We start from the raw sequence: 25,067 nt of genomic DNA, 5'->3' as shown, positions 1-25,067 counted from the left end.
GCTTTTTGGAATGTGTCAGAGAAGTGGAATAAACGTGAAGATAAAAAGAAAAACGGTTTGGGCGATGACAGGATTGAACTGCCGACCCGCTGCTTGTAAGGCAGCTGCTCTCCCAGCTGAGCTAATCGCCCGTTGTAATGACCAGTGAACCGGAGTGGAGATATTTGTAAATCAGATTTAGAAATAAAAAAGGCCACCATTGGTGGCCTCATTCCTTCTAGCTAAAAGCAAATGTTAGGCGGCTTTTGTTTCGATGGAGTTGATACGAAGTGCCATACGTGATTTTTTACGATCCGCATTTTTCTTATGAATTAATTTCGTTTTTGCAGCTCTGTCCAATTTGGATGCAAGTTTAGAGAATACAGTAAGAGCTTCTGTTTTGTCTCCAGCTTTGATTGCTTTGAGAAGGAGGCGAGCATAAGTTCGCAATTCAGTGCGATCCTCACCATTTCGCTCTTTTCTACGAGCGGTTCTGCGAATGTCTTTTTTAGATGATTTTAAATTAGCCAAGGAATGTCCCCTACGAGGAATTTTTACTTATCTTTTGAGTACCACCCTGCCGGTCAAGGCGAAAGAGAAAAAAATAAGAACCAAACTGTGGCCTTCCAACCTCTCTTTATAGGAGAAAACCATGTTTCCCATCCTACTCTGGATTGATTCCGAACTCTATGAGATTTTGAAACAAAGGAATTTGGACCTTGCCCTTGTCATAAAAATGGCTATTTTATCTCTAAAAGTAGAGGGAATGGAACCCGGCCTCTTTGAAAAACGAGAAACAGGCCATTACGAACGTATGGAACTCAGTAGATATGATTTTTTTACTTTAAGTTTAATTTCTAGGGAGAAGGAAGTTGACCCAAACGTATTACTCTCGTATGCTTTCACAGAAGCTTTGTTGGAAATTCTACGACTGTGACTCCTGAAAAATCAAAATACCATTATATAAAAATTGAGTCCATTTCAGAAATTGATCCTATCAAATTATCAATTTCTCAAATCCAACAAAGGTATATAGACAAAGATAACAATCGTTATGCGCTACGTTTTAACAAAGAAACACGTAGAATTGAGATTTTAAAACTCATTGGCAATCATTTTGAAGTGGTACCCAAATCACAAATTCATCAAACTGCAGAAGAACCGAAACCAAATCCAACTCCTATCACTCCTCAATATTCTCAACCAACAACCCAAATCTCCGAGGACTTAAAATCCAATCCCATATTAGGAAAGTTAGTTGGTGTTCTTGGCCCGAAAACAGTTGAAAAACCTGTGGAAATTCCTAAAGAGAATTTGAATCCGACTGGGGAAGAAAATCTCATGAACGAGGATGTGGATTTGGATATTTTTGAAGGGGAAGAACCCCCTCCTCTCACTGAAACACCGCTATCTCACGAAGGACTACTCAACACTCCCGAACCACCGAGTCCAAAAGACCCAGAAACTATCGACAATGCAGAACCAAACTTACAAGTTGGTGTTGATTCTGATGAAAAAACAGCATTTCAAAGTATCGAAGATTTTATTAAATTATTAACTACCTACCGAGAAAGAGTCACTGCTATCATACGAAACTTACAATCTTCGAGGATCTTTGAGTTAACGGGAGACCCTTCAGAAAATAAAAATATTGTTGGAAACTTTGCTCGTGAAATGGAATCGCAAGTCTTTGAAGCCATTGATAAAATGGTCGACCTTCACAAAGAAATGACATCGTATCCTCGTCCTATTACGTATTATATCTCAAAAGCACCGGCAGAAAAAAGGGAAGAAATGAAATTTATTGAATCGGATAAAGAAAAATTAAACAGACTCCATCTGTTTGAAATGCAAAGACATTCCGATACTATAGTTAAAGATTTCAAAAAACTTAGTTTGCAATTGTTGAATATTTTAAATCTGAAGAATGATATTCAGGTCAAACAATTACAATATGCAAATCAGTTGATGTATGTAGATGCAAAAAATGCATCCCTTTATTTTGCACAAGATTTGGATAAAACCATACTTGATATTGAGAACTGGAAACAATCGAAATGAAAGAACTGTCGGAAGCAGAAACAAAAGCAATATTAGAAAAAATCAGATCAGAATACAAAGAACACGGAAAACTAAATCCTAAGGCATTTGACCAAACAGGATTCGAACAAAGATATTTACAAGTCCTCAAACTCCGTGGCAACATCACAAAGTTTCTCACAGAAGAAGTGACTTTCCTCGAACAATTAAAATCAAAGTTTCAAGAAATCGCAGCCAAAAAAGAAGCAGCAAAAGCCCAAACTTTAAACCGGATTATGGACGAGTCCATTGAGAAGTTATCCAATTATAAAAAAGTAGATTTCCATCCTCTCGCTAAAGTAGAAACAAGATACTTTTACGGCGCAATGTTGGATTTTACAGAAATAGAACTTCCTGTTCTTATCTATATCTTTAAAGGAACCCCTGAATATTCCTATTTACAAGATGCTGTTTTACAAGTGGAACGAATTGGAATGACAAGACGTGGCCTACCTTCCATGAAAATGCAAGAGTTCATGAAAACCTTATTAGATGCGAATGGAAACAATATCGTGATTGAAAAGGCATCCCAAAATCTTTTAAAAGACGGATGTATTGCTCTAAAAAATATCACAGTTTCTGTACAAGATTTGGTAAGTAAAAACAGAATCAATCCCGATATGATTGTGGTAGTTAACGATAAGGATTATCCCAATGCGTTTAATGCCTTTAACGGAAAAAAATTCGGTGAAAGCCTCACTTTGATTACTGAACGTTGCAAACAAATCATACAAGATTTTCGAATGAATGCGTTGATGAATATGGAAGGTTAATTCTAATGAGCCATCATGGACCCAATTCTACTCGGTGTCGCTGACACCATCGAATCTGAATTTGATTCGGAAATTTATAAAAATCTCTCTCCTTTAGAAAAATACCACTCCTTACTCTTCCGTTCTGTGGATAAACTCTTTGGTTTTCTCGGAACGGATCGTTCTAAAATTGCACCTTACTTAACTGATTTTGTTTCCATTGAAGCCCAGTCTCTTGGCCGCGAAGGGTATGGATTTACAGTAAAAGATGCCAACGATTTAGGATTTGGTGGACTTGCTTGCCATACTGTAGATTTGGGTGGAGCAAGTGTGGGTGGTGCCATTGGCCAAGCTCATACGATTGTCAAAGCCAATCCTTATGCAGTTGTTCTTGTGGCCGCAGCTGATATTCCAAAATCAGTGTTCAAACAAGTATCGGACTTAAAACGACTGACCGCCACTGTTTGCCACAAAGATTGGGAGATGCCGTATGGGGCAACTCTCATTGGACTTTATTCTTTGTTATGTGAACGAATGATGTTTGATACTGGAGTGACCAGTGAAGATTTAGAAGAAATCACAAAACACTTTCGGTCCCTTGCCGAATCCAATCCCCGAGCTTTCCAATTCCAAAAACCACTCACTGAAAAACAGTTAAAAAAACCCCTTTCTGGAGTTTATAGTACACCGATGATTGCCATTGTCACCGATCATGGATTTGCCACTCTCATCACTTCTGAATTTATGAAACAGAAGTTAGTTGAAAACAAAATCATCAAAAAAGATGCCGAACATATTTACTTAGCAGGTTCCGGACACAGTGCCCATGCGGAATACTTCATACAAAAAAAAGACTTAAAAAGTCCAGCAGCACTTGCTTGTGAAAGAGCTGTGGCCTCTTCTGGATTCAAACGTTCTGATATCGATTACGCTTGGATTTATGATTGTTTTACAGGAATGATTGTCCATGAAGCAGGTTTGTATTTTGGCGTACCACCGAAAGAAACTGCGACAACACTTCGTAAGGGAAAAATCTCCAATGGTGCAAAAGAAATTCCAATCAACCTGGGTGGTGGAATTTTAAACTACCAAGCTGCCATGGCACTTTCCGGAGCGACAGGTCTCATTGACATAGCAAGCCAATATGGCCTTGCCGTTGATCCCATTCCAAAAACACTAGAGACACCACCTAGGGTCAGTTTGCTTGGAGGAAATGGAGGGATTGATAGCATCAATTCCGTAGTTTTATTTTCCAAAGAAAAACCTAAATCAGAAACAAGAGAACCTTTGGCTTTAAAACCTTTGGAGGTCAATGTCCCAAATCCGAAAGTGGGAGAAAAAGCGACCATCCTTACTGTAAGCACCATTTATTTCAATCCAGGTGGAGAAAAAAAACCGCCATACCTCATTGCCTGCTCGGCAAAAGAAAATGGAGAGATGGTTCTTACGAACCTTTATGGAAAAGATGGAGTAGAAATCGTTTCCAAAGAAGGACTCTCTCTTGGAAATTCAAAAGTGGAATTCCAAGAAATCGAAGGAAAAATCCAAGCGGTTCTTTTAGGTTAAAATGAAAATGGCCAAGGATGGTAAGTCTTTGGCCTTTGGTTTCTTAATCGCCTAACAATACTAAAACTGTTTAAGAAACCTTAAATTTCCTGATTGGAAATACCGGATGTCATGGATTCCATAACGCATCATCACAAGACGGTCAAGGCCAAGACCAAAAGCAAACCCAGTCCATTTTTTAGAATCAAGACCTGCCGCTTCCAAAACATTGGGATGTACAAGACCACAAGGAAGTAATTCCAACCAACCAGAATGTTTGCATACACTACAACCATCTCCACCGCAAACCAAACAGTTGATATCAAGTTCAAACCCTGGTTCCACAAACGGAAAGTAACCTGGTCTTAGCCTTGTTTTGATTTCTTTACGAAACACACGAGAAAGAAGTGTTTCCATAGTATAAATCAAATGAGCCACTGAAATATTTTCACCCACAACCATCCCTTCTACTTGGTAAAACGTATTTTCGTGAGAGGCATCCACTTCTTCATAGCGAAACACACGACCCGGAGCAATGATCCGAAAGGGAGGTTTTAATTTGCGAAGGGCACGTACTTGGATGGCGGAAGTATGAGTTCTGAGTAAATTTCCATCGGCCGTATAAAACGTATCTTGCATATCACGTGCTGGATGGTCTTCGGTAAAATTAAGAGCACCAAAATTGTTTTCATCGGTTTCTACTTCCGGCCCATCCATCACAGAAAAACCCATAGAAGTAAAGATATCTTCGATTTCATATTGGATTTGAGAAATGGGATGAAGGCTTCCTCTTTCTTTGGGCGCCAGTGGTCGCAAACTATCAAAAAATTCTTGGCCTAACTTGTTTTCATAAAAACTTTCTTTTAAAGAAGTTCTTTTGGTTTCAACAAAACTTTCGAGTCGGCTTTGTGCTTCGTTCGCTTGTTTCCCCACCGTTTTTTTCTCTTCCACGGACAAAGCAGCAAGACCTTTTAAAACAGAAGTGAGTTTTCCTTTTTTACCAATGAATTGGTTTTTTAAAGAATCCAAATCTTGTTCGGATGCGGCTGAAGATAAAACAGATTCTGCTTCTTTGACTAAAACTTCGATTTCTTGGGATAGGCTCATACAGATTCTCGTAATTCGATTAATGATTTTAATTCAGGATAAATTCCACCAAAGGCACCATTTGACATCGCAAGGATGATTACTTTTTCTTTTTGGAATTTTGGTAGAATCTTTTTTAGAAGGACAGGAATTTCTTTGGGATCTTTCGCATACAAAGCGTCTTTTTTTGTATTCTTTGAGATGTCTTTTACCAATTTTTTGACATTCAAACGTAAGGATTTATTTACCTTATCTACTTGGTAGACTTCGGTAATGATGCTGACATCACTTCCTTTAAAACATTTGGCAAAGTCATCTTGGAAAATATTTCTATGTGAAGTGGCACTTCTTGGTTCAAAAAGAGAAATGATTTTGTATCCAGGATAAGCTTCTTTGTGAGCTCGTATCGTTTCTTGGATGGCCACTGGATGGTGAGCAAAATCTTCTACAAGTAAACTCTTATCAGAAACAAATAGATTTTCTTGCCTTCGTTTGACACCAGGGAAAGAAACCACAGCTTCTAAAATTTCTTTTCTTTTTTGAGGAGCAATTTCTAAACAAATACGAGTGGCCACTTCCACATTGCGGTAGTTATGTGAACCAATCAAAGATGGTTTTAATTTTGTTTTGGTTCGGATCTCAGATAAAACACCTTTTTCATATTTAAAAATGGAGTTTTTATCCCCTAAATCAAAGGATTCTACAGGAGCATGTTTGTAATCTTTTGTGATTTCCACAAGGTTCCTAGAGCCTTTCCAATAAAAAACCTTACCACGACCAGGAACCAAATTTAACAGGCGTTTGAACATGGTTTTGATAGCATTTAAATCAGCGAAAATATCCGCATGATCAAAATCCAAAGCGTTCATTGCTAAATAGTATGGTCTATAATGTAAAAACTTAGAACTTTTATCAAAGAAAGCAGAATCGTATTCATCCCCTTCAATGACAAAATAATCTCCTTCCCCAAGAGCAAAACCTGGGAAACCGTCTTTCCGAATCCCACCCACAAAAAGACCAGGTTTTAATCCAATGGATTCTAAAATCCAATGAGTTAAAAAGGTAGTTGTTGTTTTGCCGTGCGTTCCAGAGATCACGATGGGTTTTTTATTTTTCAGAAAAAAAGTCCCGATGGCCTGGGCCATACTCATGTATTCCATTCCTGTATTTAGAACTTCTTCTACTTCTGGATTCCCACGTGAGATGGCATTTCCAATGATGACTAAATCTGCACCCTTTACATTTTCTTTACGATAACCAGATTTAGGTGACAAACCCCATTCTACCAACTTATCAGACATCGGTGGGTAAAGATTTTGGTCAGAACCTGATACATCGTGACCTTGATTTTTTAGCATATAGGCCAAATTACCCATAGCAATTCCACCAATGCCTACCAAAAAGATTTTCAAAAGAGTACCGTCCTAACCAGGTTGTAAATAAATAGAGGAACCGAAACAAGAACCAAAAAAAACAAAACTACTTTCATAAGGAAAAATAAAAAGTCAAAAGAAGTCCATTCTCTTCGGTGTGATAAATAATAATACGCTAAATGTAGGGAATACAAAAAACCAACACCTAACGCAAGCAAGGGGATTGGTGCAGGGAAAATCCAAAAGATAGCTGTCGCACTGAAGGGAAGATAAGAAATCATAAACACATGAGGTTCTGGACCATCCCAATCTTTTGTTCGGTCACGCATCTGGTGGTACATCCGAAAACTATCGACCAACCTAACCAAAACATAGAACCCTAAATAAAAGAAAAATAAAGTGAACATCCCTTGTGTGTACGTTAATTTCGTTTCTTCATCCACAGTGGATACTTTGAACAAAAGAATTTGTATTAAATTTCCAAGAAACTTGGCCGCAGGTGCGAGAAGGATGAGTTGGAGATGGGCCAACCACAAGTCGCGACCACCCAAATCCGTTTTATGATAATAGGATTCGAATGCGGACATAGGAGAATAGAATAAATCTCGGATCATTTCCATCCGAGATGCGACTGTAGAAACTTTTTGCACCTTATTGGATTTTCTGGTTGGGACGCTCGTACCGGGAAGCACTTTTCACTTTCATGACGGCATTCACCAAATTTTGGAAGGATTCTTCTCTCATCCAAGTGATAGATTCAGAAAAATAAGGCAATAATTCCCGACGTACGGGACGCCATTTTCCAGAATCGGATTCCCAAAGAGGATAAAATGAAAGACGGTATTTGATTCCTTCCGATTGTGTTACATTCAATACCGCTTCTGGATCTTGTGTGGTTGTCAATTCAGGAAACGCCGGTGCACCCGTTTCATCGATATAAAATTCTACTTTTAATCCTTTAACCACTGATTCCCATTGGTTTCCCACGTCCGGTGGCAATACAATCCGTTCACCAGTGGTTCGACTCCAATCGTTTACATAAACATTGTATTGGTTCTTTTTGGCACGATTTTCTGCCTTTACATTCACAACTTGGCCGGTAAATGAAAGCTCTTTCAGATAACCATCATTAAATGTAACATACATTTTTTCACGGAAATTAGTGTTCGGTGTGCGAAACTTTTCAATCAAGTAGTTATATGGAGCTATGACTTCATCATGGACCAAAACAGACACACGTCCTTCATCCGATCCAATTTTTTTCCCAAAAAACAATTGTTTGTCTTTTGAAAATTCAATCTCCGTTCCATTTTCTTCGGATAAAGTTAATGATGGAGAACTCATTCCCAAACAGTAAGACTTTTGAATTTCGGGAGTCGATTTTTCTATCAACTTCGTTTTAAGAACACTTAGTTCTGAAAAACTATTTTTTACATTGTAGTTGGCTTCGTAAGAAAAATCTTTTCCATCTTTTGAAAAACTGACAGTATAAAGAGGTGTTAGGTTCCATCCACGAGGGATTTTGCGAAACACCATCGTTTCTTCTGCAAACTTTGGTTCCATAACACCACACCAATCCGGTTTCGGCGGTATGTATTGAATGGATTTCCAATCTTCTTTCCAAAAATTGGTTTCAGAAATATTCTCTGGATGGTCTTCCATCCAGTAAAAAAGTAAAAACAATCCAATAAAGGCAACGACTACTAAACTAATTTTCTGTTTCATACTTCAATCATAGAACTTTTTCGTCTTGAATATACAAAGTAAGATCCCACTGCTAAAATGAATCCTGGAAATAAAAACACTCCAATCACCCAAGCAACTAACTTTTGATTGTCGGAAAGAGAAATAGTATCTAATTCTTCTTTTTTAAGTGGGATTTCGGCAACTGCCGTATCTTGGAATAGTCCAGTGATCGAAACAGTTGAAAACTGTGAGTTCATCGCATACGGAATGAACTGATCCGTAATCCAAGAAGTACCTGTGTGTAAAATAATCTTTCCTGCTTTGTCATTGGTTAAAGACATAGGTGTCAGTACGATAGAGAGAATTTTACTTTCACGTTTTTCGTTTGAATCCAACTTTCCGTTTTTGTTATCATCAGAATAAGCTTCAAAACCAGACTCTAATAATGTTTCTGACTTCAATGAATAAGGAGATGGGATGGTTGCATCCGATTCCAAGTAACCACCGTAAGGAAATAAAATTCCCATATCTTTTTTCTGAAGTAAATCGGTGAGTCTGTTGTCAGGAAAACGTTTTGCGACAACGAACCCAGGTTTTTCTTCTCTTTCAATTAATTGAGAGGATTTAAATTTAAGACCTGCTTTTGTTAGTAACCAACTAAAATCTTCGTTCCCTTGCGGTTCCATCGTGATAAGAAGTTTTCCATTTTTTTCTAAAACAAATTTAGTCAGTTCTTCTTTTGCTTCTTTTGAAAAAGGCACAGTTGGCCCAAGAACAACCAACATTTCAGCATCGTCTGGTAATTTGGATGGCCAACCTTGTGCAAATCCGAGTTCTGAAACTTTAAAATTTAAAAACTGTAAAGAAGAAACAAACCGGTTTACTTGTTCATTCGGAAGAGCTTTGAAAGACATTCCGTATCTTTCCCCGTTAGAAACGGTAAAATAAACTTTTTTCTGTTCGGTAGTGACATTGAGAAGCGCACCCACTAACTTACGTTCCAGGTCTTCCAAATCCTTTGTTTCTTTGGCAATCACTCTTTCTTCTGCAAATGGAGTTCCTGATGTAAGTAAGGATTGTTTCTGGGAACGAACAAAAATAGTTCCATTGGATACCTGTCCAAACTCTTTCAACAAATCTACTTCCACATCGGCATTAATGAACTGAACCGTTATATGTGAGTTTTCTGCTTTAATTTGGTCCAATAGAATTTCAATATCAGGTCGGACTCGCGTGAGGGCAAATGCAGCCAACTTATCACCGTTTGCTGGTCCATCAGCTTCCAAAGGACGAGGATAAAATGCAGTGATCGTAACATCTTTAGTGATAGGTTTGATTAGATTTCTAGAGATTTGGGAAAGAGAAAATTTTCCCTGGCTACTCAAATCAAAGTTATAATTTCGTTTGATCGCAAAATAGTTAACAGCAACTAAAATAGGAAGAACAAATAAAAAACCTAATACAGCATTTTGTAATAGAGAACTTTTTGATTTAGCTAAATTACTTTGTGCTTCTAGTGATGACTTCCCTATCTCAAGTAATATGATTTGGAGGAGAAATACAATCGACAACAGAACCACACAGAGCAAAAGAAATTCTCTTACTTTAGGAATCGCACTGACTTCTTCATTAAACCCAGCAACTGGTTTTAAATCCAAAAAATCGCGCAAAACAGATAATAAAAATGCGCCAATCCCAAAGCCAGCAGCAATATAACGATTTTGGTCTTCTTTCCGTAATCCTTTAGAAAAAGCCCGAACGATGGTATCAGAGGCTAAGAATAAAAAGATTACACCAAAAAAAATAATTCTTCTTTTGGGATCTACAACCATCCCATCAAACAAGAAATAAGCGAAAAGAGAAAGTAAACTTACAAATGGTAAAATTCTATCTGCGGTTAAAAACATGGTCTATCCCCTCCATCTCCTGGATTCCAAGACCTTTACGGTAAGATATAAGAACAAAAATGTTCCGCTAAGGAAAAATACAATGCCTGTCAGAGGTACAACACCTTTTGCAAAAGCAGCAAAATGAGAAAAAATATGCAAATGGAAAAGTACCTTTCTCGTTGTTGCTTGGAAAAGATGTGAAAAATATCCCACAACCCAAAGAGTCAAAATGATTAAAACTGAAATCAGTAGTGAAATCATTTGGTTTTTGCCGAGGCTTGATCCAAACATACCAATTGTAAAAGTGAATACACCTAACAAAAACACACCGACACTTCCAGAGGCTACCATGTAAAACGGAGCTTTCCAAAATGAGTATAATAACAATGGAAAGAGTCCATTGATAAAGATGGTAATGATCCCACAAACTGTAACACCAAAAAGAAACTTACCAAACACAATCTCCAAATCTGTAACAGGAGATGTAAATAGTAATTCCAAAGTTCCTTTGTTTCTTTCTTCTACAATGGATCCCATAGAAATAATTACCATTGCAATAAGAATTGTTGTCATAAAGGAAATGAAAGTGATGTAAGTTGCAATTTCATAATTTGCAGTTCCGTTAAAATTTAGAATCATCACGAAGAGTGCATTCAGAAATGCAGTTCCTCCCAGAACCAAAGGCCCCATATAAGTTCCAAAAAATAATCGTAATTCTTTTTTATAGATCCAAACAGCGGTTTGCCAGTTCATATCTTCTCCATAAAAATCTGTTCTAATGACACTTCTTGTTTTTTTAAAGACTCAATTTGTATTCCACTAGCTAAAGCTTTGGAAAACAAAGATTCTTTGAATTGTTTTGGATTCGTTGTGCGAACCAAAAACTGAATTTCTTCTTTGTTGGTTCCGAGTTCAGTGACAGTATCTGTTTCACCTATTACCGATTTCACGAATGTATGAAGTTCAGAGGCGACCTTTCCAGATAATCCAACTTCCCATCCAGCAAGTCGATTCATTTCTTCTTCTAACCTTGATAGAGAAAGTTCCTGTTTTAAACTTCCTTTATGTAAAAATAAAAACTTATCACAAGTTTTATAGATCTCAGTTAAGATATGACTGGAAATCAAAACTGTATGATCTCCAGCAAGACTCCTGATTAAATTACGGATCTCTACAATTTGTTTTGGATCAAGACCTGAAATTGGCTCGTCCATAATCACTATTTCAGGATCTCCGAGGATTGCTTGGGCGATACCCACTCTTTTCCTATAACCTAAAGATAAAGTTCCAATTAACTTATCTTTAACAGATGTAATGTTAGTTTTTAAAAGAACCTTTTCAATTTCAGAAACAAGTTTCGTTTCATCGATTTTTTTGATCCTACCAACAAACTGAAGGTATTCTGTGATGGTCATATCTTCATAGAGCGGAGGAGTTTCGGGTAAATAACCTATTTTCTGTTTTGCTTCCAATGGAAAGTCAAAGATGGACTTTCCGTCGATTGAAGCATCTCCTGCACTGGGAATTAAATACCCTGTCAGGATTCGAATTGTAGTGGTTTTCCCGGCGCCGTTGAGCCCCAAAAGACCCACAATTTCGCCCTTTTCTAATTTGAAATTAAGCCCTGAGATGGCTCGTTTTTCGCCGTAAAATTTTGATAAATTGCTGACTTGAATCATAACTCTGGTTTAGTTTTCGTATACCTGCACCTATGAATGAATTTCTGGAAAAAATCAAAAGCTTTTTCAAGGATGAAGACAGCTTTTTTGATGCAAAGCAACTTCTGCAACAGAATTGGCACAAATTTGTCCCCCAATACCTCGACAAAATCCTGGAAACACCTGCCAATGCCGTTTTCGTTTTGGATCAGGACCTAAATTATACCTATGTGAACTCTACAGCAGAGGGTATGGTGGAAAAATCCGCCAGTCAGATGTTAGGGCAAAACATTTGGAATCTGTTTCCGAACCTGGACGAAACAGATTTTGGAAAAAAATTAATCCATGCCATCAAAAATAAGGAAACATTCCGGTCGGATGAATTCTTTTTGGAATCCAAAGGATGGTTTGCGACACAAGTTTTTCCTCAGGAAAATTTTACCATTCTCATTGCCACCGAAATCACTTCAGAAAAAAATGCGAAGGACAATTACAGCCAAGTATTAAACAAAAACAAAGCTATTCTAAGTTCCCTTCCAGACAAATTATACGGAATAAGAAAAGACGGAACTGTCATTGATCATAAAGAATTTCCAGATTTTAAAGGTTGGGATTCTCTTCATGAAGGAAGAATAAGATTCACTCGTATAGAAAATCTTTTCCCAACAAAAAAACTTTCTGAAATTGAATCTATATTAGAACAAGTTTTAGATTCTGGTGTAACTAAGAACTACGAATATTCAATTGAAGACTACGACGGAGAAAAATATTTTGAAGCAAGGTTTACAAAAACGGGTGATGATGATGTTCTTGCGATTGTCCGAAATATCACAGAAAGAAAAAAAGCAGAAGCCTTAAAAAATGAATTCATTAGTTTGGTAAGCCACGAATTAAGAACTCCTTTAACATCAATTAAAGGATCAATTGATTTATTACTTGCGGGTGTGGCAGGAGAACTTTCCAACCAAACAAAATCTCTTTTGAATATCTGCAGAAAAAATACGCAAAGATTAGTACGTTTTGTAACTGACTTACTTGATATCGAAGCTTTGGACTCAGGAAATATTAATTTTAAATTTAGAACCTACCGTTTAGAAGAAATTCTACAAAGTTCCGTTGATGGAATGAGAACTTTTGCTGAACAATACCATGTACTACTCAACTATGATCAAAACTTTCCTTCCACTACTGTTTACGTGGATGAAGATAGACTAAATCACTGTATCACCAATCTAATATCGAATGCTGTGAAATATACTCCTAAGTTTTCTGAAGTGTATATTACGGTAGTCCCTTCAGACACATATGCACAAATACTAATTAAAGATAACGGCCCAGGAATTGATCCCAATTTTGCACCTAGACTTTTTCATAGGTTTGCTCAAGGGGCACCACCTAAAGATAAATTAGTGGGAGGCTCTGGTCTTGGACTCTCCATCACCAAAGGGTTTGTGGAAGCAATGAAGGGGAAAATATTTTTTACTTCCGATGATAATGGAACCGTTTTTACAATTGAATTTCCTATTATCAAACCAGGATCAATTCCAACAGGATATAATCAATGACCGATTCTAAACTAAAACATGTGTTAATTGTTGAAGATGAAGAAGATATTGTAGAAATCCTTCGGATCGCATTGGAATTTAATTCAAATTATCAGATTAGTTTCGCAAAAACTGGGCCAGAGGGATTACAAAAAGCAATTATCCTACAACCTGATTTGATTTTATTAGATGTATTGATGCCTGGAATGAATGGAATGGAACTCATTGAAGAATTAAAAATTTTTCCAGAAACCAAAGAGATTCCTGTTGCCTTCATAACTTCTCGTGTTTTAAAAAATGAAATTTTGGAATACCAGCGACGAGGTGGCATCGGCGTGATTGAAAAACCATTTGCTCCTCTTGAAATCGCTGATAAAATCAAAACCCTTTGGGAAGATTCAAAAAAAAATCGATAATCCTATTTGTCTTTGAACCCATCCAAAATTTCGTCTTGTCTTCCCATTAGGCGAACAGACAAACGCGGCCCAACTTCACAAACAATGCGAGAAGCAACATAATTACCCCAACGAGCTGATTTTTGTGATGAATAACCTTGGGTCAATCCATACAAAACTCCTGCAGCAAATGCATCCCCAGCTCCCGTTGTATCAATTGGTTTTACAGGAAATCCAGGAACTAATGTAATTTTTCCATTTTCTGCAACGTAAGCACCATCTTTTCCTGCGGTCATAAAGACCAAAGGACAAAGATTGGAAATAAACTTTACAGCTTCTTCTGCAGTATTGGCCCCACTTAGTGCCAACCCTTCTTCCGTGTTACAGAAAACAACATCAACATATTCTTTTGTTAGGTGGATAAATTCATCCTTAGAACGATTCACACAAAACGGATCACTGTAAGTAAAGGAAACCTTTACATTGTTTTCCTTAGCAACTTTCATAGTTAGTTCGCTTGCTTTTTTTGTAGAATCTCCGTCCCAAAGATAACCTTCTACATAAACAAATTTGCTGTTTTTTAGATTGTTTACGTCAATATCATTTGGTCCGAGTGATGTTGAGATCGCAAGATTGGTTAACATAGTGCGTTCGGCATCAGGTGTAGTTAATACAACACAAGTGCCAGTATGGCTTTTGGAATCGGGAGTTGTTTCAAATAAAACACCTGCATCTTCCATATCTTTTTTATAAAATTCACCATACGTATCATGAGTCACTTTTCCCGTATAACAACAAGTTCCACCAGAGTTTGCAATGGCGATCATTGTGTTTGCGGCGCTTCCACCGGAACGAAGTTCCTTCTTTTCATCGTGGAGATCAGCAAGAATTTGACCTTGTCTGGTTTCATCGACTAGTGTCATTACACCCTTAGTGATATTTTGTTTTTGTAAAAAATTGGGATCGATAAAGGCAATAATATCTACCAGGGCGTTCCCTACGCCGAATACGTCGTAATGCTTCATGGGGACAATGCTTTTTTCCTTTAGGGAATTGACACTCAATTTTCATGTTTCAGGTTGGCAGGTACCGAGAAAATACTCCTCAATGGTTTCCAATTTCAGATTTACGATTCTACTTTGTTTTAGTTTGGCACCCTTTACTATTTTTGCACAAAACAAAGAAACGAAAGAAGTGGAGATACGGGCGAATGTTGACTCCCAAACAAAAAATTCAAACTTTGCTAAAAACCCAACAGGCTTTCAGAAAGAAATTGATTTAACTCAAACAAACACGCGCTATATGAGTTTGCCCGATGTACTCAACCGAGAAGCAGGAGTTCGGATAAGACAATATGGAGGACTTGGATCTTATTCGACATTATCCTTAAGAGGAACCAATCCCAACCAATCAAAAATATATTGGAATGGTGTCCCCATTAACAATTCAATGGGTGGAGAAATTAATTTAGCAGATTTACCTTTTGATAATTTAGACAAAATTGAGATTTATAAATCAGGTACCCCTGCTGGATTTTCAGGATCTGCAATAGGTGGATCTATTAACTTAGTATCCAAATCAAAAATTGATAAACCAATTACACGAATCAACTTGATGGGTGGAAGTTTCAAAACTGCAAAAGCAACGGTCACTCATATGGATCAATTTATCGGTGGTTCTTATTTTGTGCAGGCTCTCCAAGAAACATCTGACCAAAACTTTAGTTATCTCAATAACAAAGGCACTGTTTTGTTTAATACTTATGATGATACGATTGACACTCGCAGAAACGCACAATTTCGTAAAACAGGTTTTACGGGAAACCTCTCTCTTGAATTTGGAAAAACAAAAATTAACATTCTAAATGATTATATTCACAGAAAACAAGGGTTACCTGGTCCAGGGAACAGACAGACAGTTGCTGTGGAACGAGTTTTCAGTAAAATTTCTTCCGCAATCACAACAGAAACAAATGAATTTCTTTTACAAAACCTAACACTAGAAACAAAAACTTACGGGAATTTTTCAAAAGATGATTTTTTTGATCCCAAATCAGAATTTAGTTATGGAACTCCTGATGCATATACCAAAACCAACCAATACGGCTTTCAAATCTCACCCACTTTATATTTATTAGAATACAATCAAGTTTTTCGAACTTCTTTCCAAACAGAACAAGAGTTTTTTACTCGATATGAAAAACGATACAACCACGAAACAGAACGAAAAGAACCTAAAAAACGAAGGGATACTTTAAGTGCTACCTTCCAAGATGAAATTAGATTTTTTTCTAACCGACTATTTTTAGTTCCACAAGTTCGTTTTGAAAAATACACAGATCGTTACGGTAAGGACGAAACTAGCGTTCGAAACCAACTTTTAGATCCACTTACTGATGTTTTTTATGTCAAACAATCATTCACCAATCCAAGTTTTGGTATTAAAATCATATGGATAAAAAAAGAAAATTTAGAATTTGGTACACTCGGTAATATTAGCAAAGATTTTCGAATTCCCACCTTCTTAGAGTTATTTGGAGAACGAGGAAGCATCGTTGGAAACACCAAATTAAGACCAGAACAAAGTAGAAACGGAGATTTTGGTTTTTACCTCAATACAAAACCCTTTGCCAATTGGAAATTCCAATCGGATATATCGATCTTTCAAAAACGAATTTATGATATGATTTTGTTTTTACCAAATTCACAATTTACGCTTAGACCAGAAAACGTAGACCAAGCACTCATAAGAGGTTTGGAAACAAGCCACAATATGATTTGGAACAAAGGAATCAAATTTAACTTTAATTATACGTACCAAGATGCAAGGAACTACTCCGAATCACCATCGTTAAATGGAAAATATCTACCACTAAGATCTAAAAGCCAAGGAAGTGCCTTACTTGCGTTTTTTAAAGATTTTGGCGAAATTGGATTGGAATACCAATACATCGGTGCCAACTTTCGAGATAGAACCAATGAATATTTAGGATATCTACCCGCACGGCAATTTTGGAATCTTTATATCCAATACATACCTTATAAAAATTTAGAAACTGGAAACGAATTGATTTTAGGATTGGAAGTTCGTAATTTAACAGACAAGCGGGTAGAGGATTTGGTGGGATATCCGTTACCGGGGCGCAGTTATTATTTTACAGGGAGTTATCGATTCTAATGTTAAGCACAATCAATTACTTTCTGTATTTTTATTTCAAATACAACCTTTCGCGAGTGATATACGCACTTCGGATATATCCTATCACACGATATTTGAATTTCAAATACAACCCTTCGCGGGTGGTATGCGCACTTCGGATATCTCCCATTTTATTTCTTCATTTCCATTGTTCACAATTGGAAATTGAAAAACCGAATCTCTTCCAGTTCTTATTTTTATCTGCATCTCCCACTTCCGTTGGTGTTGTGACCTCTGATTTTGCAAGTGGTGGAAGATTCAAAACATTCGAACCAAACTCTTTAACCTCATTTCCCACTTCGATTCCCATTCACTCGGATGCAGTGGGAAGATATACTAGTGATAAAGTTTTTATAGTCAATCGATTGAATCGCGATAGCATCCAAGTATTAAATCCACAGCTTGGCTTTTTCACCGAACAAGAGTTTAGTGTAGGACAAGGTAAAAACCCACAAGACATCTCTGTTTGGAATGATAAGTATTTTGTTAGTCTTTATAATTCTGATGAATTGGCGATTTATTCAAGGTACAACGGGACTAAAGTTGGAGCCGTTTCATTTACCTCACTCAGGGAAACCTTTTCCACTTCTGGAATTCCCGATAGTTCTGTTGAATCGTCTTACATGATCCAAGAGGGAACTAGTTTGTTTGTATTGTTACAACGATTAGACAGAAATGATGTTTCTGGATACTTACCACCTAACTCTGATTCTTACATGGTTGAAATTGATATGAACCTGAATCAAATCAGAGCTGTTTATACTATACCTTATAGAAATCCTAGTTCAAAAATTCAAAAAGTAAATCTGTTCGGCGAACCTTACCTAGTATTGTCTTGCGTTGGTCGTGTTGGATTTATTTCCCAAATTGATGCAGGTATCATTGCGTTTCGCTTAAGCACTCGACAATTTCATCCAAACCGTCTTTTTGCTGAGGAGATAGCTGGTGGAGACATTTTAGCGTTTCAAATCAAAAATGAGGAATTAGGTTTTGCAGCTGTGCTCGATGCTGGATTCACAAAAACAGTCCAAGCCTTTCGCCCAAGAACTGGGGAGCGAATTGCCACTCTTTTGCAAATTCCAGGCAATATAGGAATCAGTCTTTCTGGCCTACTATTAACAAATGAAGGAAAATTGTTGGTAGGTTCTACTGACTTCAATCGACCAGGAATATATGTATATGATACGAATCTTGGAAACGCACTTTTAAATCCTATACCAAGTTCTGTAGAACTAACACCATTTGATATCTTCCAGTTGCAAAATCTTCAATAAATCTCAATATGGAAAAAGACAGGGGAATCTAATTTATGTTAACTCTAAAAAAACAAAAAAATGGTCCATTGACCAAACAAGTTTTACTGATCATCTTAGATGGAGTTGGATTCACAGAGAAAGGATATGAAAACGGCAACGCAGTAGCAAAAGCAAATATGCCTGTCTTAAAAGGTCTCTGGAAAACACATCCTACCGTTTTATTAAAAGCACATGGAACTGCGGTAGGAATGCCTAGTGATGAAGACATGGGCAATTCAGAAGTTGGGCATAATGTTTTAGGATCAGGCAGAATTTTTGATCAAGGTGCAAAACTAGTATCCCAATCAATCGAAAATGGAAGTTTGTTTCTTGGGCCAATTTGGAAAAAATGTATATCCAACTGTAACTCCAATCAATCCACACTCCATTTTCTTGGACTGTTTTCAGACGGAAATGTGCATAGCCATATTGATCACCTAAGAGCTCTCATCAATCATGCCATAAAAGAAAATATCAAAAAAATAAGACTGCACATCCTGTTAGATGGAAGAGACGTTCCCGAAAAATCAGCGTTAGATTATCTAAATCCTTTCGAAGAATATTTAGAAACTCACCGCAAAAATGGAGTCGATATCCAAATTGCTTCCGGTGGTGGAAGAATGGAACTTACTATGGATCGTTACGATGCAGATTGGTCTATGGTAGAAAGAGGTTGGAACCATCATGTAGAGGGTGAAGGTCGTCAATTTAAATCGGCAAAAGAAGCCATTGAAACCTTTAGAACAGAAAACCCTTCTGTCATCGACCAATACCTCCCAGGTTTTGTTATAACAGACACCAATGGAAAACCAGTTGGCAAAGTAGAAGATAACGATTCAGTAATATTCTTCAATTTTCGCGGCGACCGTGCCATAGAAATTTCAAGAGCATTTACTGAAGAAAAATTAACCAATTTCAATCGGAAACGATTTCCCAAAATTGAATATGCAGGTATGATGCAATATGATGGCGATCTTTTCATCCCCAAACAGTATTTAGTTGCTCCTCCAACAATTGACCGCACCATGGGTGAATACTTTGCCAATGAAGGAATTGCACAATATGCGCTCTCGGAAACTCAAAAGTATGGACATGTAACTTTCTTTTGGAATGGAAACAAATCAGGTTACTTTAATCAAACTTTAGAAACCTACGAAGAAGTAAAATCAGACATTATTCCTTTTGATCAAAAGCCAGAAATGAAAGCAAAAGAAATCACTGACAATTTGGTGTTAGCATTGACTTCACATAAATTTCCATTTTTGAGAGTCAATTATGCTAACGGCGATATGGTGGGGCATACGGGAAATATGGATGCTACCGTTCGCGGATTAGAATATCTAGATGTCTGCTTAGATAGAGTAAAAAAAATCTGTGATGAAACTGGTACCGTTTTATGTATTACCGCTGATCATGGAAATGCGGACGAAATGTACCAACTAAACAAAAAAGGAACGGCAGAAACTGCAAAGGACGGAAAACCTGTTCCTAAAACGAGCCATACTCTCAATCCAGTTCAATTTGTTCTTTATGATCCTAAAGGAAAAATTCAACTCAATCAAAACCTTGAAGAGAAAGGTCTAGCGAATGTTGCAGCAACTATGATGGATCTTTTAGGATTTGAAGCACCAGAAGGATACCATCCAAGTCTAATCGTAAGGGACTAAGTTCTCAATAACCATTATGTGCTTTCGGATCATCATCGGGGTTCTTTTCAGTTTTATCATGTTTAACTGTTCTGAACCCGGAATTGGTTCCTTTTCAGAAGAAACAAAAGAAAAAATTCGAAAAAAAATCAAACAAGAAGGTTTTCAGGGAGTTGTACTAATTTCGCAGGACGACAATATTTTATTTAGAGAATCCATTTATGTAGGTAAAAAAAGAAAGAGATTACAACTTTATAAAAAACGTAATTTCCCGTTAGGTGAATCTACAAAAACATATACCTCATTTGCCATACACAAACTTGAAGAAGAAAAAAAAATTTCGCTATCAGATCCTGTTTCCAAACACCTTAAGTGGTTTCCTAATTCCAAAGTCACCATTGGCCATTTGTTACGTCATACTTCTGGGTTACCAAAAATCATTGAGTTCTTTCCAAACTTTGATATAGAAAAAACTCATTTAAAACGAGATGATATCAAAAGGTTATTTTTAGAATCCAAACTAAAACCTGCCTTTACTCCTGGAGAATACTGGAAGTACACTCGCCTTGATTATTTCCTTTTATCTTATATTATAGAAAAGGTTTCTGGAATCTCCTATGCTAATTACTTAAAAGGATCAATCTTTGTCCCTCTGGAAATGTTAAATACAACAGTTGATTCCAATGAAGTTTTAATTGGAAATAGCGGGATCTATTCAACACCAGAAGATCTTGTTTTATTTAGTGAAGAATTAAAAAAACCAAAACTAATTTCAAAACTCTCTAGAGATACTATTATCAAAAAGACAGTCCTTTCAGATTCTATCTCAGAAGATCCAATTGCGTTCGGCGAAGGAATTTTTGTTGGAGATTATTTTTATTGGACTTATGGAAAAGAAAAAGGAATTTCAAACTTTGTATACCATGATTTAAAAAGTAGAATTTTCATCACCATCATTAGCCCATATGGAAGTAGCAAAGGTGATTTATCTTCTGTTAAATCAGCACTTACCGAAATTATTTTTGATGCAAAAAAATTAAATCTTAAAAAAAGAACAAACCTTCCAAACGAAGTTTACATTGAAGATTTGATGAAAGAAGAAAAAGTTCCATCCCTAGGGATAGCCGTATTCAGGAATCATACTTTGAGTTGGAAAAAAATGTATGGAACAAAAACTCAACATACTCTTTTTCGTGCTGGATCATTATCAAAAACAATGACTGCGACCGCAACACTTCGATTAGTTGAAGAAAACCAACTTGACTTATACTCCAATTGGATTGGCAAGTTAAAACAATACAAAGTATCCGTACCGAAAGGGAAAAGAAAATCTCTAGTAAATCTTGATTTATTACTCTCCCATACAAGTGGACTTAATGAAAAGGGAAATTGGGATGACCCAATCAACTCGGGAAAAAAACACTTACGCGAATTAAAGGATACTTATACAACTAAAGGAAATGGCCTAACGTTATATTACAAACCTGGAACTAAATCTAGATATTCAGGTGGTGGTTACAGCATAGTACAAGAAATACTCACCGAACGAACGGGAAAGTCATTTCAAAACCTTATGTCGGAAGTGGTTTTCCAACCCTTACATATGACACGTAGCACCTTTCGACAAAATTTAAACAAACAAGATGACCGTTGCGACGGATACGATGAACAAGGAATTATACTGCCGCAAAAAACTTTTGTCACACCTGAGTTGTCTTCAGGTGGCCTTTGGACTACTCCAGAAGAAGTTGGATTTTTATTTTCAGAAGTCGCAAAAGCAAAACAAGGAAAATCAACTTTTCTCACAAAAGAATCTGCAGAATACCTCTTATCACCCAAAATGAGTGCGGCAAACCTAACAGTTCATGCATTGGTAGCACATGGATTTTTCTTAAACCGGACTGGTAGAACGGAATATTTCTTCCATGGGGGGCATACAAAGGGACATAAGTCGCTTGCCCTTTTTAACACAGAAAAAGGATATGGAGTGGTCATTATGACCAATTCGGAAAATGGCTCTAAACTCATTTGGCGGATTCTTAGATCAATCTCGGTTGAAGAAAAATGGGACAAGTTTGTGAATTAATCTATTGACCAATTCCTAAAATTGGCTATTCTCAAAGCGGTTCAATGGAATATACAGAATCAAAATTCGATGGCATTGTTGTTCTGAAGTTATTCGGCAACTTAGATATGTTAAATGCCGGCATACTCAAGGAAAGGATCAAAGAATCTTCTTCTCAAGAAGAACATCGATTTATCTTCGATTTGGAAGGGGTCAGTTTTATTGATTCTTCCGGATTTGGTTTGATCATGTCTTTAAACGATAAATTGACAGAGTTAGGCGGTGGCCTAAGAATTGTTAATGTTTCTAAAACGATCAGGCAAATTTTTCGAATTTCCAAAATATCTTCCGTCATTCAAATATTTGAAAGTACGGAAGATGCTATCAATTCCTTCAAATAACTCAGCTGACTGAAGTAGTTACCATTTTCTTCCAAAAGTTTTTTAATTTCATCAATTTAGGATTTTCAGGTGCCATTTCCTGCAATGCCAACAAAACTTCCTTGGATCGTTCAATGTCCCTGCGATGCATAAGTATCTCTGCAAGTAACAAAAGGTTATTAAAATTTTTCGGATCCCGAAATCGGAGTCTTTCTGCAAAGTCAGTGGCCAAAACAAAGTCTCTTCTTTGTTTATGTGCATAAGCAATATAAAACAAAAAGTCAGTGTCCCCTGGATTCAATTGTAAATACCGATTAGCAAGTTCAATTGCCTTCTCATAATCCTTCGATTTCATATACAATTTAGATAACTCTCTTAAACAATAAAGATCATCTGGTTCTGAATCCAACGCGAGTTCTAAAGCAAAAATTGCATTGTTCCATTCCCCGTCACGATAGGATTGAATTCCTTCACCTAACATTTGATAATAAACATTAGGTTTTGTTGATTCTTTTGCAGCATATGCTACTTCTTCCAAAAAAGCAATTCTCATCAAACTCAAGTCATCAGTAAGATCTCCAAATTGTAACATAGCTTTACAAATTAAACTTAAATCACCGCCACCTTCGGTAACGTGTCGCAAAAATACTGTTTCATCGTCATTGATGAGTCTGTTTCCGCCAGATTGACCTACAAATAAATCGTCACGTCCATCCGATCCCAATATTAATACATCACCCGGCCGTAATGGATAAATTTGAATGACAACTTCATCACCGCTCATTTCAGTAAAACCAATCTTTCTTAATGAATGTTCATTTTCGAGAAAACTTGCATTTCCATCTCGAAACAAAACAATCCAAGGATGTTCCGCATTGATATAATATAAGGTGCCAGTTTCTTCATCAACTAACCCTAAAATTGCGGAAAGTAACATGTGACCATCAAAACTAATGAAGACGTTATGAACTTCTTGAAAACATTCCTTTAACCAACGTTCAGGATGTCTGTCTTGCATAAAACGTAACTTTTGTGTTCGAGTGATAATCGATTTAAAAACAGTTCCCATCACAAGAGCTCCACCTGCTCCTTGGATGGACTTACCCATGGCATCTGCATTTAAGAAAACTGTATATTTTTTCCCCATTAAGTATATGGAGTCAGAAACCGAAAGATCACCACCAATTTCAGATTGTTTGTTTCTGAATTTGAACTGTTTCATTTGTCTTTCAAAAATTTTAATAGATACTGTTTCTGATTTGGAAAATGAACCGCGCAAAGGTTTAATAAGAAGTGATGTTAAAAAATAATCACCATCTTGTTTATCTTGGAGTTTTTGCATCTCAGATAAAGTTTCATTTAATTCTCTGGTTCTTTGATCTACCATTTCTTCCAAATGATTTTGGTGTTCCGACAACTCCTCTTTCATTTCAACAAAAACCCTTCCCATTTGTCCAATTTCATCACTTCGATGAGTTGGCAGAGTTTCTGGTTTCCACTGATCTAAATCTACCATGGCCGTAGTAAGTAGTTTAATTGCTTCAACCATGTCACGAGAAAACAAAAAGGATATTAGGAAAATGACACCGCATAATATTAATGATGCGACAACAAAAAATGACCAAATTTTCCAAGTTTTCGATTCTACTTCGTTTTCATCAATCATCACATGAAACACTAATTGTTTCACTGATTCTGAATTGCCAACATAAGGAATTTTAACTAAATAGTATGGTTTACTTTGAAAATGAAATCTTTGTTCTTCTAATAACAATTCTGGTTTTTCATTCATCACCAAACGAATCATACCTGATCCAATCGTTTTTACTTTTCCTGCTTGAAAAATTGCTAAATGAATGCGATTGTCTTTCGAAATAGTTTTGGTAAAATTATCATCGACAACTTGTCCAATGAGAATGGTGCCACGTCCAAAAAGCGGTGCTGCCAAACGAAATCCGAGACCACTATGACCATCTTCTAGTGCAGCGGTCGATTGTCCGTTGAGTGCATTCCGAATGATCGGTTGATTTTTTTTATCATCTCCAAAATCTTTTGGACGATGCACACGAAACAAAACCTTTCCTTGGTTGTCGCCAATTTCGAAAATAGAAAGGCCATATCTTTTCAAAATTTGTTGTAAGTAAGGGAGTTCCTTGGAGAGAACATTCCGATCCGTAAGTCCTCTTTCCAAAATTCCACGAGTTTGGGAGTTAAATGTAATTTCTTCTAATAACAAACGCAGTTTTTCTTCTTTAAATTCCAGTTCTCGTTGAAAATTTCGTGAGAGATCCTCCGCTCGCTGAGTTTGTGGTATATTTTTAACCGATTGCAAGAGGTAGGCAAAGCTGGTAGTGAGAGCTATTACAAGAAGAATTTGACTCACACTCAATATTAATAAGAATTTGTAACGTATGCTCATAGAAAACTACGTGAATCTTCTCAGATTTGAGTTACAATCAAATGACATTCCCTTGAAGGAAATGTATCATCCCGAAAA

General features: G+C 36.8%; 21 protein-coding genes and 1 tRNA gene. 11 read left to right on the top strand and 11 right to left on the bottom strand.

The window, feature by feature from the left end; genetic code table 11:
• Window positions 1-58 precede the first annotated feature (58 nt).
• Together CH364_RS01480 and rpsT are read right to left on the bottom strand one after the other, a co-directional pair.
• Window positions 59-131: transfer RNA gene (locus CH364_RS01480), tRNA-Val, on the bottom strand.
• A gap of 103 nt (window positions 132-234) precedes the next feature.
• Window positions 235-510: a 30S ribosomal protein S20 gene (gene rpsT / locus CH364_RS01475; protein ID WP_100741859.1), complete on the bottom strand. Its 276-nt coding sequence runs from the start codon at window positions 508-510 to the stop codon at window positions 235-237.
• Between the two features lie 121 nt (window positions 511-631).
• On the opposite strand from rpsT, the gene CH364_RS01470 reads away from it, so the two are divergent.
• From CH364_RS01470 to CH364_RS01455, 4 genes are read left to right on the top strand one after another with little or no spacing between them, the layout of a single operon-like run.
• Window positions 632-916, top strand: a complete 285-nt coding sequence (locus CH364_RS01470) for a hypothetical protein (RefSeq protein ID WP_100741858.1) — start codon at window positions 632-634, stop codon at window positions 914-916.
• Window positions 913-2,040: an LIC_10450 family protein gene (locus tag CH364_RS01465; RefSeq protein ID WP_100741857.1), complete on the top strand. Its 1,128-nt coding sequence runs from the start codon at window positions 913-915 to the stop codon at window positions 2,038-2,040. The genes CH364_RS01470 and CH364_RS01465 overlap by 4 nt, the downstream gene beginning before the upstream one ends.
• The gene (locus CH364_RS01460; RefSeq protein WP_100741856.1) at window positions 2,037-2,831 is read left to right on the top strand and encodes a hypothetical protein; all 795 of its coding nucleotides are present in this window, start codon (window positions 2,037-2,039) and stop codon (window positions 2,829-2,831) included. The genes CH364_RS01465 and CH364_RS01460 overlap by 4 nt, the downstream gene beginning before the upstream one ends.
• Before the next feature lie 15 nt (window positions 2,832-2,846).
• Window positions 2,847-4,376 (top strand): thiolase family protein, encoded by a 1,530-nt coding sequence (locus CH364_RS01455; RefSeq protein ID WP_100741855.1) that lies wholly within the window; start codon window positions 2,847-2,849, stop codon window positions 4,374-4,376.
• 60 nt (window positions 4,377-4,436) lie between these two features.
• Here CH364_RS01455 and pheS read toward each other — a convergent pair whose 3' ends face one another.
• Genes pheS through CH364_RS01420 form a run of 7 tightly spaced genes read right to left on the bottom strand, consistent with a single transcriptional unit; the run spans window position 4,437 to window position 12,068 of the window.
• A complete protein-coding gene (gene pheS, locus CH364_RS01450) occupies window positions 4,437-5,462 on the bottom strand; it encodes a phenylalanine--tRNA ligase subunit alpha (protein ID WP_100741854.1) in 1,026 nt (341 codons plus the stop codon).
• Window positions 5,459-6,853 (bottom strand): UDP-N-acetylmuramate--L-alanine ligase, encoded by a 1,395-nt coding sequence (locus tag CH364_RS01445; RefSeq protein ID WP_100741853.1) that lies wholly within the window; start codon window positions 6,851-6,853, stop codon window positions 5,459-5,461. The genes pheS and CH364_RS01445 overlap by 4 nt, the downstream gene beginning before the upstream one ends.
• Window positions 6,850-7,464 (bottom strand): hypothetical protein, encoded by a 615-nt coding sequence (locus CH364_RS01440; RefSeq protein WP_100741852.1) that lies wholly within the window; start codon window positions 7,462-7,464, stop codon window positions 6,850-6,852. Before CH364_RS01440 ends, CH364_RS01445 begins: the two co-directional genes overlap by 4 nt.
• Before the next feature lies 1 nt (window position 7,465).
• Window positions 7,466-8,539, bottom strand: a complete 1,074-nt coding sequence (locus CH364_RS01435) for a hypothetical protein (protein WP_100741851.1) — start codon at window positions 8,537-8,539, stop codon at window positions 7,466-7,468.
• Window positions 8,536-10,407 carry a motility-associated ABC transporter substrate-binding family protein gene (locus CH364_RS01430; protein WP_100741850.1) on the bottom strand — a complete coding sequence of 624 codons (1,872 nt, stop codon included), beginning with the start codon at window positions 10,405-10,407 and terminating at the stop codon, window positions 8,536-8,538. Before CH364_RS01430 ends, CH364_RS01435 begins: the two co-directional genes overlap by 4 nt.
• Window positions 10,408-10,410: 3 nt before the next feature.
• Complete coding sequence (locus CH364_RS01425) at window positions 10,411-11,142, bottom strand: ABC transporter permease (RefSeq protein ID WP_004786382.1); 732 nt, start codon at window positions 11,140-11,142, stop codon at window positions 10,411-10,413.
• Window positions 11,139-12,068: an ABC transporter ATP-binding protein gene (locus tag CH364_RS01420; RefSeq protein WP_100741849.1), complete on the bottom strand. Its 930-nt coding sequence runs from the start codon at window positions 12,066-12,068 to the stop codon at window positions 11,139-11,141. The genes CH364_RS01425 and CH364_RS01420 overlap by 4 nt, the downstream gene beginning before the upstream one ends.
• Before the next feature lie 32 nt (window positions 12,069-12,100).
• Between CH364_RS01420 and CH364_RS01415 the strand changes: the two genes are divergently transcribed.
• Together CH364_RS01415 and CH364_RS01410 are read left to right on the top strand one after the other, a co-directional pair.
• Window positions 12,101-13,612 (top strand): PAS domain-containing sensor histidine kinase, encoded by a 1,512-nt coding sequence (locus tag CH364_RS01415; RefSeq protein ID WP_100741848.1) that lies wholly within the window; start codon window positions 12,101-12,103, stop codon window positions 13,610-13,612.
• Window positions 13,609-14,007 carry a response regulator gene (locus tag CH364_RS01410; protein WP_100741847.1) on the top strand — a complete coding sequence of 133 codons (399 nt, stop codon included), beginning with the start codon at window positions 13,609-13,611 and terminating at the stop codon, window positions 14,005-14,007. The genes CH364_RS01415 and CH364_RS01410 overlap by 4 nt, the downstream gene beginning before the upstream one ends.
• A gap of 2 nt (window positions 14,008-14,009) precedes the next feature.
• On the opposite strand, the gene CH364_RS01405 is transcribed toward CH364_RS01410, so the two are convergent.
• Complete coding sequence (locus CH364_RS01405; protein ID WP_165779468.1) at window positions 14,010-15,011, bottom strand: adenosine kinase; 1,002 nt, start codon at window positions 15,009-15,011, stop codon at window positions 14,010-14,012.
• A gap of 82 nt (window positions 15,012-15,093) precedes the next feature.
• Here CH364_RS01405 and CH364_RS01400 point away from each other — a divergent pair, with 82 nt between their 5' ends.
• Genes CH364_RS01400 through CH364_RS01380 form a run of 5 tightly spaced genes read left to right on the top strand, consistent with a single transcriptional unit; the run spans window position 15,094 to window position 22,591 of the window.
• On the top strand, window positions 15,094-17,163 hold the full coding sequence (locus CH364_RS01400) for a TonB-dependent receptor (RefSeq protein ID WP_100743336.1): 2,070 nt from the start codon (window positions 15,094-15,096) through the stop codon (window positions 17,161-17,163).
• The gene (locus CH364_RS01395; RefSeq protein ID WP_243401192.1) at window positions 17,163-18,458 is read left to right on the top strand and encodes a hypothetical protein; all 1,296 of its coding nucleotides are present in this window, start codon (window positions 17,163-17,165) and stop codon (window positions 18,456-18,458) included. The genes CH364_RS01400 and CH364_RS01395 overlap by 1 nt, the downstream gene beginning before the upstream one ends.
• A 35-nt stretch (window positions 18,459-18,493) precedes the next feature.
• Window positions 18,494-20,146 (top strand): 2,3-bisphosphoglycerate-independent phosphoglycerate mutase, encoded by a 1,653-nt coding sequence (gpmI, locus tag CH364_RS01390; RefSeq protein WP_100741846.1) that lies wholly within the window; start codon window positions 18,494-18,496, stop codon window positions 20,144-20,146.
• Between the two features lie 16 nt (window positions 20,147-20,162).
• A complete protein-coding gene (locus CH364_RS01385) occupies window positions 20,163-22,211 on the top strand; it encodes a serine hydrolase domain-containing protein (protein ID WP_100741845.1) in 2,049 nt (682 codons plus the stop codon).
• Window positions 22,212-22,255: 44 nt separating this feature from the next.
• Complete coding sequence (locus tag CH364_RS01380) at window positions 22,256-22,591, top strand: STAS domain-containing protein (RefSeq protein WP_100741844.1); 336 nt, start codon at window positions 22,256-22,258, stop codon at window positions 22,589-22,591.
• Between the two features lies 1 nt (window position 22,592).
• Here CH364_RS01380 and CH364_RS01375 read toward each other — a convergent pair whose 3' ends face one another.
• Window positions 22,593-24,989, bottom strand: a complete 2,397-nt coding sequence (locus CH364_RS01375; RefSeq protein WP_100741843.1) for a SpoIIE family protein phosphatase — start codon at window positions 24,987-24,989, stop codon at window positions 22,593-22,595.
• Between the last annotated feature and the right edge of the window lie 78 nt (window positions 24,990-25,067).

The organism is Leptospira harrisiae (assembly GCF_002811945.1).
Taxonomy (GTDB): Bacteria; Spirochaetota; Leptospiria; order Leptospirales; family Leptospiraceae; genus Leptospira_A; species Leptospira_A harrisiae.
This window is presented reverse-complemented; position numbering and strand designations above follow the sequence as displayed.